The 13343-nt window shown below is 62.5% G+C and carries 11 protein-coding genes; 8 read left to right on the forward strand and 3 right to left on the reverse strand.

The window, feature by feature from the left end; all coding sequences use genetic code 11:
• The first annotated feature begins 201 nt into the window (after positions 1 to 201).
• From rpmH to BJG92_RS00145, 8 genes are all read left to right on the forward strand, one after another.
• Positions 202 to 339 carry a 50S ribosomal protein L34 gene (rpmH, locus tag BJG92_RS00110; protein ID WP_003800212.1) on the forward strand — a complete coding sequence of 46 codons (138 nt, stop codon included), beginning with the start codon at positions 202 to 204 and terminating at the stop codon, positions 337 to 339.
• 40 nt (positions 340 to 379) lie between these two features.
• Entirely contained in the window at positions 380 to 790 is a 411-nt protein-coding gene (rnpA, locus tag BJG92_RS00115; protein ID WP_231961598.1) for a ribonuclease P protein component, read from the forward strand.
• Positions 783 to 1190, forward strand: coding sequence for a membrane protein insertion efficiency factor YidD (yidD, locus tag BJG92_RS00120; RefSeq protein ID WP_231961599.1), 408 nt, complete (start codon positions 783 to 785; stop codon positions 1188 to 1190). The genes rnpA and yidD overlap by 8 nt, the downstream gene beginning before the upstream one ends.
• 15 nt (positions 1191 to 1205) lie before the next feature.
• Positions 1206 to 2180, forward strand: a complete 975-nt coding sequence (yidC, locus tag BJG92_RS00125; RefSeq protein ID WP_231961600.1) for a membrane protein insertase YidC — start codon at positions 1206 to 1208, stop codon at positions 2178 to 2180.
• Positions 2180 to 2797 (forward strand): R3H domain-containing nucleic acid-binding protein, encoded by a 618-nt coding sequence (locus BJG92_RS00130; RefSeq protein WP_231961601.1) that lies wholly within the window; start codon positions 2180 to 2182, stop codon positions 2795 to 2797. The genes yidC and BJG92_RS00130 overlap by 1 nt, the downstream gene beginning before the upstream one ends.
• Before the next feature lie 16 nt (positions 2798 to 2813).
• Entirely contained in the window at positions 2814 to 3464 is a 651-nt protein-coding gene (gene rsmG, locus BJG92_RS00135) for a 16S rRNA (guanine(527)-N(7))-methyltransferase RsmG (protein ID WP_231961602.1), read from the forward strand.
• A gap of 86 nt (positions 3465 to 3550) precedes the next feature.
• On the forward strand, positions 3551 to 4618 hold the full coding sequence (locus BJG92_RS00140; protein ID WP_308011598.1) for a ParA family protein: 1068 nt from the start codon (positions 3551 to 3553) through the stop codon (positions 4616 to 4618).
• 68 nt (positions 4619 to 4686) lie between these two features.
• A complete protein-coding gene (locus BJG92_RS00145) occupies positions 4687 to 5916 on the forward strand; it encodes a ParB/RepB/Spo0J family partition protein (protein ID WP_231961604.1) in 1230 nt (409 codons plus the stop codon).
• A 4199-nt stretch (positions 5917 to 10115) separates the two neighbouring features.
• Here the strand turns inward: BJG92_RS00145 and trxA are convergent.
• The 3 genes from trxA to BJG92_RS00160 form a co-directional block, all read right to left on the reverse strand.
• Entirely contained in the window at positions 10116 to 10442 is a 327-nt protein-coding gene (gene trxA / locus BJG92_RS00150; protein ID WP_231961605.1) for a thioredoxin, read from the reverse strand.
• A 37-nt stretch (positions 10443 to 10479) separates the two neighbouring features.
• Positions 10480 to 11436, reverse strand: a complete 957-nt coding sequence (gene trxB / locus BJG92_RS00155) for a thioredoxin-disulfide reductase (RefSeq protein WP_231961606.1) — start codon at positions 11434 to 11436, stop codon at positions 10480 to 10482.
• 175 nt (positions 11437 to 11611) lie between these two features.
• The gene (locus BJG92_RS00160) at positions 11612 to 13198 is read right to left on the reverse strand and encodes an ABC transporter substrate-binding protein (RefSeq protein WP_231961607.1); all 1587 of its coding nucleotides are present in this window, start codon (positions 13196 to 13198) and stop codon (positions 11612 to 11614) included.
• Positions 13199 to 13343: the final 145 nt, after the last annotated feature.

Genomic DNA, 13343 nt, shown 5'->3' on the forward strand with positions numbered 1-13343 from the left:
GAGCGTCCCCCGGTTTGACTCCGAGGGCGATAAAGCCCTAACGTTGTGAAGTCCTTTGTGTCCGCTTTTCGCCCTCATCCAATCTCTCCCCGACGCCCCGCGTCTTGCGAGTCGAGGGAAGCGGCACATACACAACTTAGCGTCGGCCAGTTCTTCCCCTTGATCGGGTGGGCGCACCTTTGATCCACTGGAGTAACTAACGTGAGCAAGCGGACTTTTCAGCCGAATAACCGCCGTCGAGCCAAGAAGCACGGCTTCCGCCTTCGTATGCGTACCCGTGCCGGCCGTGCCATCCTGGCAGCCCGTCGTGGCAAGGGCCGCACCGAACTGTCGGCCTAAATACTGACTCGTCGGTCCACCTCCCTGTGCGAGTTTAACGGTGCTAGCCACCCGGAACCGTCTGCGGACAGCAACCGATTTTTCAAAAACTGTACGTTCCGGTGTCCGCAATGGACGCCGGAACGTAGTGTTATATACGGCAGCCCTCGCTGCCGATGAACCAAGCCGGATCGGATTCATCGTTTCCAAGAGTGTCGGGAACGCTGTGGTCAGGAACCTCGTTAAGAGGAGACTGAGAGAAGCCGGCGCTTTGTCGTTGCAGAAATACGGCAGCGGGTTTGCGATTGTGGTCCGGGCCCTGCCCGCCGCGGCCGGAGCCAGCTGGGACCAACTGCTCTCAGACTATGACGCCGCCTTGGAAACCACGATGAAACGGCTGGGCAGCCGCCTTCCACAGGCTGCTTCTTCAGTTTCTGACGAGAGAACACAGGAAGGGACACCGCGTGCGTAACTCAACGGCCGCCGTCGTCCCCGTACCTACCTCCGGCGTGAGAACTGCAGCACTCTGGCTGGGCCGGGCCGTCTGGCATTTGCCACGCAATATCCTCATCGTGCTCCTGCTGGCCTACCGCAAGGTGATCTCGCCGCTGTATGGCCAGGTTTGTCGCTTCTTTCCCAGCTGTTCGGCCTATGCCCTCGAGGCGGTCACGGTCCACGGCGCGGTGAAAGGAAGCTGGCTGGCTGCCAGGCGCCTGGTGCGTTGCCATCCCTGGAATGCCGGCGGAGTGGACCATGTCCCCGCCGGTAAATGCGAGTGGCCCGCAGACCACACCCCCACAATTGTTGTGATGAACAATCCGGACAAGTACCTGGCTGCTCAGACTGATGAAGAAGGCCGCTCTGCGGCCTAACGAATAGGGAATCGTATGGACATCTTTGGAACAATCTTGGCCCCATTTAAATGGCTGGTATCAGCCATCATGGTGGGGTTCCATGACGGACTCAGCACCATCGGCATGTCGCCGGCAAGCGGCTGGACCTGGACCCTGTCCATCATCGGGCTCGTGCTGGTTATCCGCGCTGCCCTGATTCCCGTCTTCGTCAAGCAGATCAAGGCCCAGCGCGGGATGCAGCTCCTGCAGCCTGACCTGAAGAAGCTGCAGGACAAGTACAAGGGCAAGACCGACCAGCTGTCCCGCCAGGCCATGGCGCAGGAACAGATGGCCATGTACAAGAAGCACGGCACCAACCCGTTCTCGGCCTGCCTGCCCATGCTGATCCAGATGCCCTTCTTCTTCGCGCTCTTCCAGGTGCTCTCAGGGATCACGGCGGCTGTCACCAGCGGCCAGGGTATCGGAGCCATGAGCGCCGAACAGGTCAAGCAATTCGACGAGTCCACCATCTTCGGTGCCCCGCTGTCCGCGTCCCTGCTCCACGGCGGCGGCGGCAACCAAACGGCCGTGTGGATCCTCTCCATCGTGATGATCCTGGCCATGACAGCCTCGCAGTTCATCACGCAAAAGCAGATCATGGCCAAGAATATGTCCGAAGAGGCCTTGGCCAGCCCGTTCATGCGCCAGCAGAAGTTGATGCTGTACATCCTGCCCGTTGTCTTCGGTGTGGGTGGCATCAACTTCCCGATCGGTGTGCTGATCTACTGGACCACCACGAACCTCTGGACCATGGGGCAGCAGTTCTTCGTGATCCGCCGCATGCCGACGCCGGGATCACCGGCTGCCAAGGCCCTTGCGGAACGCCGTGCTTCCAAGGGTTTGCCTGCGCTGCCCCTGACCGGTGCAAGGAAGGCCGACGCCGAGGCAGCCGAAATCGCCGCTGTTGCTGCTGTTGAGGCCAAGAGCCAGCGTGTCCAGCCACAACGCAAGAACAGGAAGAGGAAATAATGTCCGCCGAGAGCACCGAACACTCTATTTCCGCCGAGATTTCCGTCGACCTCAAGGACGAGAGCGTGGATCCCGCACGGACCGCTAACCAGGACGCTGAACTGGACTCGGAACCGGACGCAGACGGCAACCCGGAGAAGGGGATTTCCGCCAGCCGCCTGGAAGAAGAGGGCGACGTCGCAGCGGACTACCTCGAGGAACTGCTGGATATCGCCGATATTGACGGCGACATTGATATTGAGGTCCGGAGCGGCCGCACCTACATCTCGATCGTTGCCGAGGAAGAAGCGGCGGGTCTTGAGAACCTGGTGGGCAAGGACGGAGAGGTCCTAGAGGCACTTCAGGAGCTCACGCGACTGGCTGTGCTCTCCGCGACGGAGAATCGTTCCCGCCTGGTGCTGGACATTAACGGCTACCGTGCCGAGCGGGCGGGGGACCTGGAGAAGATTGCCGCGGACGCCGTCGCCTCCGTCAAGGATTCGGGTGAAGCCGTTGCCTTGGCGCCCATGAGCGCCTACGAGCGGAAGATTGTGCACGACGCCGTCGCGGGCCTTGGGCTTGTCAGTGAGTCCGAAGGTGAAGGCGCGGACCGGCACATCGTCGTTTCCGCTGACTAGCGTGACGGACCGCTTGATGGTGGACATTACTGCAGCAGAATTGCAGGCGGCACAGACGATCTTCGGTGACCGCCTGAACCTTGCGCAACGCTATGTGGAGCATCTGGCCACGTCCGGCACAGAGCGCGGCTTAATTGGTCCGCGCGAAGTGCCCCGGCTCTGGAGCCGGCACGTCCTGAACTGTGCCGTCATCGAGAGCCAGATTCCGCAGGGAAGCCACGTGGCCGACGTCGGCAGCGGCGCGGGACTGCCCGGCCTGTGTCTGGCGATCGCCAGGCCCGATCTGGAACTGACCCTTATTGAACCGCTGGAGCGGCGGGTCATCTGGCTTCAGGAAGTCGTGGACGATCTGGGCCTGGAAAACGTGACCATCATGCGGACCCGCGCGGAACTTGCTGTGGGAATGGTGGAGGCCGACGTCGTCACGGCGCGCGCCGTGACCGCGCTGTCCAACCTGGCCGGCCTGACTATCCCGCTGCTGGCGGGCAAGGGCGTCGTTGTCGCCATCAAGGGCCGCAGCGCCGGAGAAGAAATCGAGAAGGCAGCGAAAGTCATCCGGAAGCTTGGCGGCAGAGAGACGTCCGTCGTACTGGTGGGCGAGGACCTCCTCGAAGAACCCACGACCGTTGTTCGCATCGTCGTGAATAAGCCTCAAAAGATTTCCTAGCATCAGCCCGTTGCCCTCTGAGTCCGACGGTAAGCGGTTAGGCTAGTAACCGGCAGCGAGAGCCGAATGAGAGTGAGTGTGTCACAGTGACCAGTAGCGAAGCCTCCACACAGCGGATTCCCCCGTTTGTGTCCCTGGGGTCCGCACGGGCCTTCGCCGCACCCGCCGTTGCCTACAATTACTCCCGAAATCACCCGATTACAGTTGCAAAAAACAGCAGCCGGACGAGTGTTTCACGTGAAACATCGGCTGTGTCGGCTGGCAACGTCCTGGACTCCATCGATGACTCCAGCCCGATTGCCCGGGAGCTAGCCCACGAGAACAAGCGCCGTGAGCGTCTGTTGGGACGCGAACTTCCGAAGCCTGAAAAGACCCGAATCTTCACGGTGTCCAACCAGAAGGGTGGAGTCGGCAAGACCACCACGACGGTCAACATTGCCGCAGCCTTGGCGGCCGCCGGCCTCAACGTACTGGTTATCGACATCGATCCGCAGGGAAACGCCTCCACGGCCCTCGGAATTGAACACCACGCCGACGTTGACAGCATTTATGACGTGCTGATCAATGACATGCCGTTGCAGGATGTCGTGGCGCACTGCCCGGATATCGACAAGCTGATCTGCGCTCCTGCCACGATTCACCTTGCCGGTGCGGAAATTGAACTCGTCAGCCTCGTAGCCCGTGAACAGCGGCTGCGCCGGGCCATCGACGTCTACGCCCAGGAACGGGCCAGGAACGGGGAGGAGCGGCTGGACTATATTTTCATCGACTGCCCCCCGAGCCTTGGCCTGCTGACGGTTAATGCGTTTTGCGCCGCCAACGAAGTGCTCATCCCCATCCAGTGCGAGTACTACGCGCTGGAGGGACTCAGCCAGTTGTTGAAGAACATAGAGATGATTCAGAAGCATCTGAACGCTGACTTGGTTGTTTCAACCATCCTGCTGACGATGTACGACGGCCGCACGAATCTTGCGGCGCAGGTGGCAGCGGAGGTCCGCGAACACTTCCCGGAGCAGGTGCTGGGCGCGGTGGTTCCCCGCTCCGTGCGCATCTCAGAGGCACCCAGCTACCAGCAGACCGTGATGACGTACGATCCATCCTCCACGGGTGCCCTGTCCTATTTGGAAGCCGCAGCGGAAATCGCGCAGCGTTAGAATCTTTTCGAGAATTGCACTAGCAAGAGTCCGGTGATGCCCGGCTCTTCCAATGGAGGGATTTATCCATGAGCGATAAGCGACGCGGCCTCGGCCGTGGACTTGGGGCACTCATTCCAAGTTCCGCCTCGGCCTCTGGCAACGGTTCTGCGCCGTCGCGTCCCGTGGATCTCTTTTTTCCTGAAGCCAGGAAGAGAACCCCTGCCGCAGAGGTGCCGGTCACGAACCTGACCACCGCTGATGGCTCGCAGGAGAACGCTGCCACTTTACCCCTGGAATCCGTCGGCGCCGGGACTGCGGATGCTTCCGCGACGGAGGAGCCGGCAGCGGCGGCCCCGGCGGGCAAGAAGGCGCCCGCCCGCAAGGCTGCCGCGCCCCGCACTGCCCCGAAAGCTAAGGCAGGAACGGGCGTTTCGCCGGCTCCCCGTGACAGTGGTTCCGCGGAGGATGTTGAGGACGACGGCGTCGAGCTGATCGAGGTGCCGGGGGTACGGTTCGCTGAGATCCCGGTTACGGCTATTCACCCCAACCGAAAACAGCCCCGCTCCGTCTTCGATGAGGACGATATGGCTGAGCTCGTTCACTCGGTGAGGGAAATTGGCGTTCTTCAGCCAATTGTGGTCCGTACCTCAACCGAAAAGGGTGGCGAACCGTACGAACTAGTCATGGGCGAGCGTCGTTGGCGGGCGGTGCAGGCCGCAGGCCTTACAACGATCCCCGCCATCGTCCGCGACACGACGGATGACGACCTCCTTCGGGATGCGTTGCTTGAAAACCTGCACCGGAGCCAGCTGAATCCTCTCGAGGAGGCCGCCGCCTACCAGCAGCTGCTGGAGGACTTCGGTACCACCCATGAGCAGTTAGCTGACCGCATCGGCCGGTCGCGTCCTCAGGTATCTAACACCCTTCGCTTGCTCAAGCTGCCGCCTCTCGTTCAGCGCCGCGTTGCTGCGAGTGTCATCTCGGCCGGCCACGCGCGGGCGCTCCTTGCCCTCCCGGACGCGGCCGCCATGGAACGCATGGCACAGAAGATTGTCGCCGAAGGAATGTCTGTGCGGGCCACGGAAGAGGCTGTGACGCTGTACCAGAGCCCCGGTGCGTCGACTAAGAGCAACATTCCCCGCCCGGGTGCGAGGCACGAACGCCTGGACTATCTGGCGTCATCGCTCTCCGACCGGCTGGACACCAACGTTAAGATCTCCCTGGGTGCGCGAAAGGGCCGCGTGAGCATCGAATTTGCCAGCGTGGAGGACTTGAACAGGATCATGGATGTCCTGACACCGGGAGCACCCAGCTAGCCAGCACGTCACCACCGGGATGGGGCTTGTTTCACGTGAAACAGGCCCCATTGGCGTTTCCAGCCTGCTTCTTGTGGACGCGCGCCTTGGGCCATACTGAGGGACGTTCGGGACAAGGGGGCGGTATTGGGGGCAAGGAACAGCTTAACCCGAGCCGCGAAGTCGGATTCTTCGATTCTTGGATTGGTTCGGGACGGACGCCGGACGGGCAATCCCCAACGCTGCTGGCCGCTTTCCGCTCAGAATACTTCTTCTCCGCAAAACCCTTCCCGGCGGACGTGGCAGTTGATCGCGCCGTGTGTCCAGTGTGTGCAGGGGAAGAACAATTTTCCCGCAAACCATGGCTGGTTCAGGGGCAGGACCTAGACCTTGAAGGGCCGGTCGAAGCTCCATGGAGGCGGCCGAGCTCAGGTGCCTCGTATTTTCGCGCCAGCGCGTCTAGCTGATGGCCTCCCCACTCCTTGTGGTCATTGCCGTTTCGGCCTGCTCATCTGGGTTTCGCACTGGTGCGGACTTCCGCCGATTCGGCAATGGCACCTGTAGCGGCTGGATGTTGGGCGTCCTTGGGCACTGTTTCACGTGAAACAGTGTCGCATCGCGGGACGGATGAGCAACTGACCCGTCCGCGGACGGCACCAGCTGTGGATCCGTCGGCCGGCACGTTAAGACGTAGGGAGCCGCTTACCGCCGGATTCCGCCGTCCGGGTGGAATTCGCCGTCCGGCCGGATTCCGCCGTCCCGCCGGCATCCGCTGTCCCGCCGGCAGGAATAGCGGGACGTCTGGCGACGGTAGCTCGTGCGGAATCCAGATCGGCTTCCGCAGCCCGCGTCGGGACGGCTATTGTGTCTCCCCCGAACCGTTTGGCCTTGGCCCGCCTGGGATCAGTCGCCGCACGGGAATGGACACTGTGGTGCGTGCCGACGTCGACGCTGGCCTAGCGGTCATCAACGCCACCATGGTTGGAGCGGACCTGGGTGCCGCTCGACTCGGCCGTTTCACGTGAAACATCGCAGGCCGCGCCGTGATGGGAGGTCGTCACAGCGGCCCTGCGAAGCCCGTGGCCGCTGTTACGTGATGCCGAGCGGTCCGCGGGAATAGCGGCTGTCCTGGTGCCTTCCGGTGGCGCCTGGCAGCCCCTAAGGCGGGCGGGACGGGACTGGAAATGCGGTCACGGCACACCGGGTTCCGCCCCAAGACCTCAGCGGCTACGGAGACGCATTGAATGGAACACGGGGCCGCATCCGGTTACGAGGGGTCTTTACCGGTCACGAGGGAACAAGCCGGGGGTCAGCCACCTGCCCGGTGCCCAAAGGATCGGCACGAAAGGGAACCTGCCCTTCCCTGGCGGCCCTCCGGGCTGCTGTGATCGTTGTGCCAGATACCTGAAGGTGCAGAGCTGCCGTCTCTGGTGGGCCCACCACAGCGTAGTGAGAGCGAGCCAGCCGCATCGCCAAGAGTTGGGAGCGGACACTCCCCCGGGGTCGCAGCGTGCAGCGCTGGCGAACGCGCCGCTCCCCGTTGCTTTCCCGCGGCACTGTGCTCTTCGGGGACGAGATCAACAAGGCAGACCGGGGCGTGGTGAAGCCCCGCGTTCCCGGAATGGCTATTCAGACGAATCTCCAGAGCAGTCCGACATCGGGTTGGCCGCTTGGAGGAGTTTGTGCGCGCAGCGTGATCTCGGCCATGCCAGTGGAGGGAGAGGCCTGGAAGCGGTGGCTGGAGCAACGGCAGCTACGGGTGCCGGCATGAGCCCGGTCTGAACTTCAGACCTCAGAAGACCTGCTGGGGATTTGTGGGCTGGCTCGGGACTCGGTGGGACTTGCACCGGATGATGCAGTGTCCGGTGGATATCGCTGTGGATAACGTTGTGGATTATTTGCCGGCACACGTACTGACAACTCCACGTCCCGCACGGTGGCATGCCCCCAGGGTGTCTCGTCCTCCCAGGCGCCCGGGGACAGCACATCGCACGTTTCACGTGAAACACGTCAGCGTGAAAGTTGCCGGGGATTCCGGCAGCCCGGTTGCGATGAAAAAATCCCCCGCAGGCGGTTAATTTTCTGCAGTATTCAGTGTTTTTCCTGGATTGGACCCCTGTGGCGAAGCCACTGCGGTGGGCAGGTCGTCCTTCGCGGGATGGCCGAGGTCCCGCGGATTCCACAGGCGGAACCTGTGGTCAGCGGACCTTGCAGTGCACCACGCGTCCTCCCGAGGCTGTGAGATATCTCTAGTCTCCTGTGGATAACGGTGTGAATAAGTTCTGTGGAGAACGTCGCGGAAGCTGCTGGTGGGGGCCCGAAAAGCAGCTTGGAAGTGATCGTTGGATTGTGTTGTCTGCACTGGGGGTCTTCTCCGAATCTTGACTCAGAAGTGCCTGAAGCCGTTCCCTGCTGGCTCCCGGCCGCGCGGGGTTACCTGCGCGGGCAAGGATCCTTGACGGAGCCAAATGGCGAGTGATGCTGGTCTTGTGGGGACGGAAACGACTACTCGACCGCCCCCGGTCCTTCCCGTCCAGCCTTCTGCCCGGTAGCCGAATGCGGGGCTGGGTGGGGCTAGGGTGGTCCCCGCCCAGGGTTGCCGCTGCTGCGGGCTGCGGGGCTGCGGTGCTTCGGTAATCGGCTGGGGTCTGCCTAGTGAGTTCCTGGACAGGAACGCCACGTGGCATGCACCCCACCCTCCGGACACGGATTACTGGCACAGCGGCGCTGGCGCCCATTCTCCGCACGCTCGCGTGCGAAGGAAGGCTTCGGCGCTTGTGCACAACCCGGGCGGACTCCTCGTCCCGAGGGGCGCAGCTTCATTCCGCATTGGACGGAGGGAGGGGGGCGGCTATCGGCAAGCGGTCATGCCCGGTGATCGGCCCGCTCCAACACGCGCACCAGGGCAGGGATCTTCGACTGTGCGCTACTGCCACAGGCATCGGTCAGTCGCTGGGTCTTATGTTTCGGTTCCTGGGCATGCCGTGTTCTTCGGCACGGGGCACCCGGATCAAAGAAAAGACCGATGTGAGCATGCAGTCTTCCGATCCAGCTGCTGGCGGTCCCCTGCCTCACTTCAAACCGTTGAGCGTCTCAGGTCGCCACCCACGCCCTGGTAGCGCACAGCTGACCTGCGGGCACGCCAGCTGGCGTCTACGGGCTGCCCGCGGTCACTGGTGTGGTGGACTAGGTCCCAGGACAAGCTCCAGCCGCTGATGCACGTCCCGTCCCGGCTACCCTCCGTGCGGCAGAGAGAGCTCCTTCGGTGGGAAGGAGACCCGGGGATGTGCCCGTTGCGGGAACCACCCGTGGCGTTCCGGCTGGCGATCAGCAGTGGGCACTGAGTGATGTGGGGACCTCCTCCCGTAGTCAAACCGTGATTGTCCCGCCGGCTAGAGCTAACGCGGCGTTGTCATTGCTGGGGCTGCGGAGCGGCCAGGGATCGTTCACCACACGGCGCGGATGCTGACTGCACACCAGCAGGTCTTCAGTCGGCCTATTTGAGAGTTGAATATCAATTGTTCATTCCTTCTGCCTAGCGGCTGCCGTCGGGCGCGGGGCGATATCAGGCTGGTGGTGATGTTTCACGTGAAACCTGCGCAGCAGGGATTGGATCTGCGGCGAGTCCGCAATGCCGCATGCCGCATGCCGCACAGGGATTTCCGTCTTCGGGCGATCCTCCGCATGGGGATTCGGAGTGCCCATCCATTGGAAGACTCGGGTTCAGGGATGGAGCGTATGTGCCTTCCTTCGCGCGTGGGAAGGAGACAGACCCCTCCATGTCGTCGCAGCATCCATGAGTTGAGATCAATCGGCCTCATGTTTCACGTGTAACACAGCGGGCGCTTCAAGTACCCCCGGCAATTGAGCATGGAGTTTGAGCGACTTGATCCAGTGGACGATCGCATCGCCCAATCCTCCTTTCTGTTTCACGTGAAACATGCGTCAACTGATCGAAGAATCCGAAATTTGCCATTCACGGCAATTCGGCGCCCTAGCCCCGTCAGCCAGAGCTTGGCCGCGAAATTTCAGGGCCAGAGACAGAACCTCGCCATCGAAAACAACGTGAATTGGCTGTTTTGTGAAGTTTCAGGCATCCAGTTGGCCGCCACGGCCTCTCAAGGGCAGAGACCCCTACGGCGAGACTACAAAAAAGTGGCCCCACTTCCAGGAAGTGGAGCCACCGTGCATGGACTGCGTCGAGGCACAGTCCGGCGATGCTAGGACAGAACGTCCGCGAATTCCTTCTCGAAGAACTGCTTCGGCCGGGCTCCAATGACGCTGCCCTTGACCTCGCCACCCTGAAACAGGTAGACGGCAGGGATTGAAGTGATGCCGTACTGGGCGGCGATGGCCGGGTTGTCGTCGACGTTTACCTTGACGACATCCACCTTCTCGCTGTACTCGACGGAAATTTCATCAAGGATCGGTCCCAGCTTGCGGCAGGGCCCGCACCATTCCGCCCAGAAATCCACGATGACCGGCTTCTCTGATGCCAGTACATCGGCGCCGAAGCTTGCGTCTGTTACATCTTTTGCGTTGCTCATAAACCCTGTCTCTCTCTTGGTTGGTTGCTGCGCGCCCTTAGGCGTGGAAATCTGCGAGGTAGTGCTCGACGTCGAGAGCGGCTACACAGCCGGACCCCGAGGCGGTAATGGCTTGACGGTAGGTCGGGTCAATGACGTCTCCGGCGGCAAATACGCCCTTGATGGTGGTCCTGGATGTCCGGCCCTCAACGGCGATAGTGCCGTCGGCGGTCAGTTCCAGTTTGCCCTTGACGAGGTCCGTGCGGGGATCGTTTCCGATGGCCACGAAGACGCCGGTGACGGCCAATTCGGTCTCGGAGCCGTCGAGAAGGTTCTTCAACCGGAGGCCGGTGACCTTGTCCTGGCCGATGACGTCTTCCACACCGGTGTTCCACACGAAGCTGATCTTTTCGTGAGCCTGGGCGCGGTCGGCCATGATTTTGGAGGCACGCAGGGTGTCGCGGCGGTGCACCACGGTCACGGATTTAGCGAACTTGGTAAGGAAAAGCGCTTCCTCCATGGCTGAGTCGCCGCCACCGATGACGGCGATGTCCTGGTCCTTGAAAAAGAAACCGTCGCAGGTTGCGCACCAGCTTACGCCGTGGCCTGAAAGGCGCTTTTCATTGGGTAGGCCAAGCTCGCGGTAAGCCGAACCGGTGGAAAGAATGACGGACCGGGCGCGGAAGGTCTCCCCCGTGCCGATGGTGACGGTCTTGATGTCGCCCTCGAGGTCAAGGTCAGTGACGTCCTCAAACTGGATTTCAGTGCCGAATCGGGCAGCCTGCTTTTCGAAGTTTTCCATCAGGTCCGGACCCATGATGCCGTCGGGGAATCCCGGGTAGTTCTCGACGTCGGTGGTGTTCATCAGCTCACCGCCGGCAGTGACGGAACCGGCCAGCATGAGCGGCTTGAGGTTCGCGCGCGCCGTGTATACCGCGGCCGTGTAGCCTGCGGGGCCGGAGCCCACGATGATGACATCACGTACTTCGGACGCGGTGTTTTCTGCGTTGCTCACTGGACGGTGAACCTCTTCCTTTGTCGCTGGACCTGCCTGAGTGGCCGGCCACATGGCACAACTAATACTGGGGGCTGAATATTCCGGTCGAGCCGGCAACCACAGGATGACGCCGCGCCCCGGCCCACCGTCCGGGCTGCGTCAAATAACGGGCAGAGCCGTGGTTGACGCGGAGCTATTGGACCTTGATCTCGGCCAGCCGCAGACCGAATCCGTAGCGGGTCTTTGGTGCTGCGAGCTTGGGAAGGGTCTTGATGGAGACGATCACGTACTGGGCGGTGACCGGTTCCTGCAACGGCATCGTCAGATCCGGGGAGGTAAAACTGTTGTTTCCCACGGGCTTGGCACCGTCGAGGGAAGGCCGGTCGTTGGTGAAGACGCTGATGCTTCCGCCGGATGCTCCCAGCTGGCCCAGGGTGACCGAGGAGACCTTGGCGGGGCTCTTCAGCTTAATCACGAGCGGAACCTCGGTGGCGAGGCCGCCCCAGTTGTCCGAGGCGAATTCCATGTCCGACCAGTAGCTGGCGCCGTTGCCGTCAAAGGTCTTGACGAGGTCGCCGTCGTAGGTCGCCGCAAAGTCGAAGTTTCCCAGCCTGGTCACTCCTTCAATGGCCGGAGGGCCTGCAGCGGGGGCTGAGCTGGCGCTCCCTGTCGGTTCCGCCGACGTCGGGACGGGGGTGCTCGCGGCGGTGGTTCCACCGGCCTTGGACTGGGGGCTGCTCTTGAAGAGGCCGCCCAAATTGGTCACGGCAAGGATCAGGCCAACCACCAGGACTGCGGCCAGCAACCCGCCTACCAGCCAGCGCATGGAGCGGGGTTCGCGCGGCGGTTCCTCGTCCTTGTCGTAGTACTCGTCGTCCGCCGCCGTCGACTCGTTGTTCCGGGCGGAAGTCGGGAAGAACCCGGGCCTGCGGTCGCCGGAACCCCGGCCGGCGGCAGCTGCACCGGCATATTCGGGTGCATGTCCCTGGCGGCTGCCCCCACGCTCCTCCGGACTGTCATAGTCGTCGTCGGCCCACAGGGACACCTTCGGGGTCTCGGGGGTTTGCGTGGACGGTCCGGCTCCACGGGCGGAAGCGCCGCTGTTCACAGCTTCGCCCTGGACCGGCTGGGATGCCGTCACACGCGCGGTGGCCTCCTGCGGTGCCGTATCCGGAGAAGTCGACGAGCTGGCTCCTGCTGCGCCCACAGCCGTTCCCGCTCCGGCGCCAGCGGCAGCGCCAGCTCCAGCAGCCGGTGCCGCAGCCGGACGCGTCGGAACCCGCGACGGCGAAGAAGGCGTGCCACCGGGCGCCGGGGAGGCAGGGGCCCGGGTCGGTTCGTAGTTGATGAACTCGGCGTCGCCTTCCTCGTCGTCATAGAGGCCGTCGTACGTTTCGGGTTCCTTGGAACGCACCTGCCCGAAGATCTCGCTGCCGAGCGTGTCCGTGAAGAAGGGCTCCACATAAGGCGGGTTGGAAGACACCACGAGGTCCAGCAAGTCAGCTGCCGAGGCATGGTTGGTGATGAGGTACGTCGTGGAGTCGCTGACGCCGAGGTCAAGGATCTGCACGGTGCCCGGACGCGCGCCGGTGGCCACCTCGCGGGCACTCTGGGCTACTTGATCGGCATTGCCGGGACCGGCTACAAGGATGCTGACAGCGCGGTTCAGTACCTGGTCCACGCCGTCCAGCACCAGATCCTGGTCATGCGAGGTCAGTACTGTGGCAGTGACCTTATAGCGGCCACCAAGTACTGCTCCGACATCGATCGGGTGGGACACGGGCTCCTCCTAGACTGTCCGGGGGCTGCCGAGCCGATCACTTCATGAGTGACCGCAGGTCCCCGGAAAAGCCGGTTGACCGCTGGTCTGCAACTCCCCTTGTTAGTATCCGATCGTAGCCGATGCGGTGTCACTGCTGCGGAAG

Origin of the sequence: Arthrobacter sp. SO5, assembly GCF_020532805.1 — a bacterium.
GTDB lineage: Bacteria > Actinomycetota > Actinomycetes > Actinomycetales > Micrococcaceae > Arthrobacter.

What these genes read in the sequence shown, in the direction of transcription:
- BJG92_RS00145 (WP_231961604.1), top strand. Translation starts at nt 4,687, where the DNA reads ATGAGCGATAAGCGACGCGGCCTCGGCCGTGGACTTGGGGCACTCATT.
- trxA (WP_231961605.1), bottom strand. Translation starts at nt 10,442, where the DNA reads ATGAGCAACGCAAAAGATGTAACAGACGCAAGCTTCGGCGCCGATGTA.
- yidC (WP_231961600.1), top strand. Translation starts at nt 1,206, where the DNA reads ATGGACATCTTTGGAACAATCTTGGCCCCATTTAAATGGCTGGTATCA.
- rsmG (WP_231961602.1), top strand. Translation starts at nt 2,814, where the DNA reads ATGGTGGACATTACTGCAGCAGAATTGCAGGCGGCACAGACGATCTTC.
- BJG92_RS00130 (WP_231961601.1), top strand. Translation starts at nt 2,180, where the DNA reads ATGTCCGCCGAGAGCACCGAACACTCTATTTCCGCCGAGATTTCCGTC.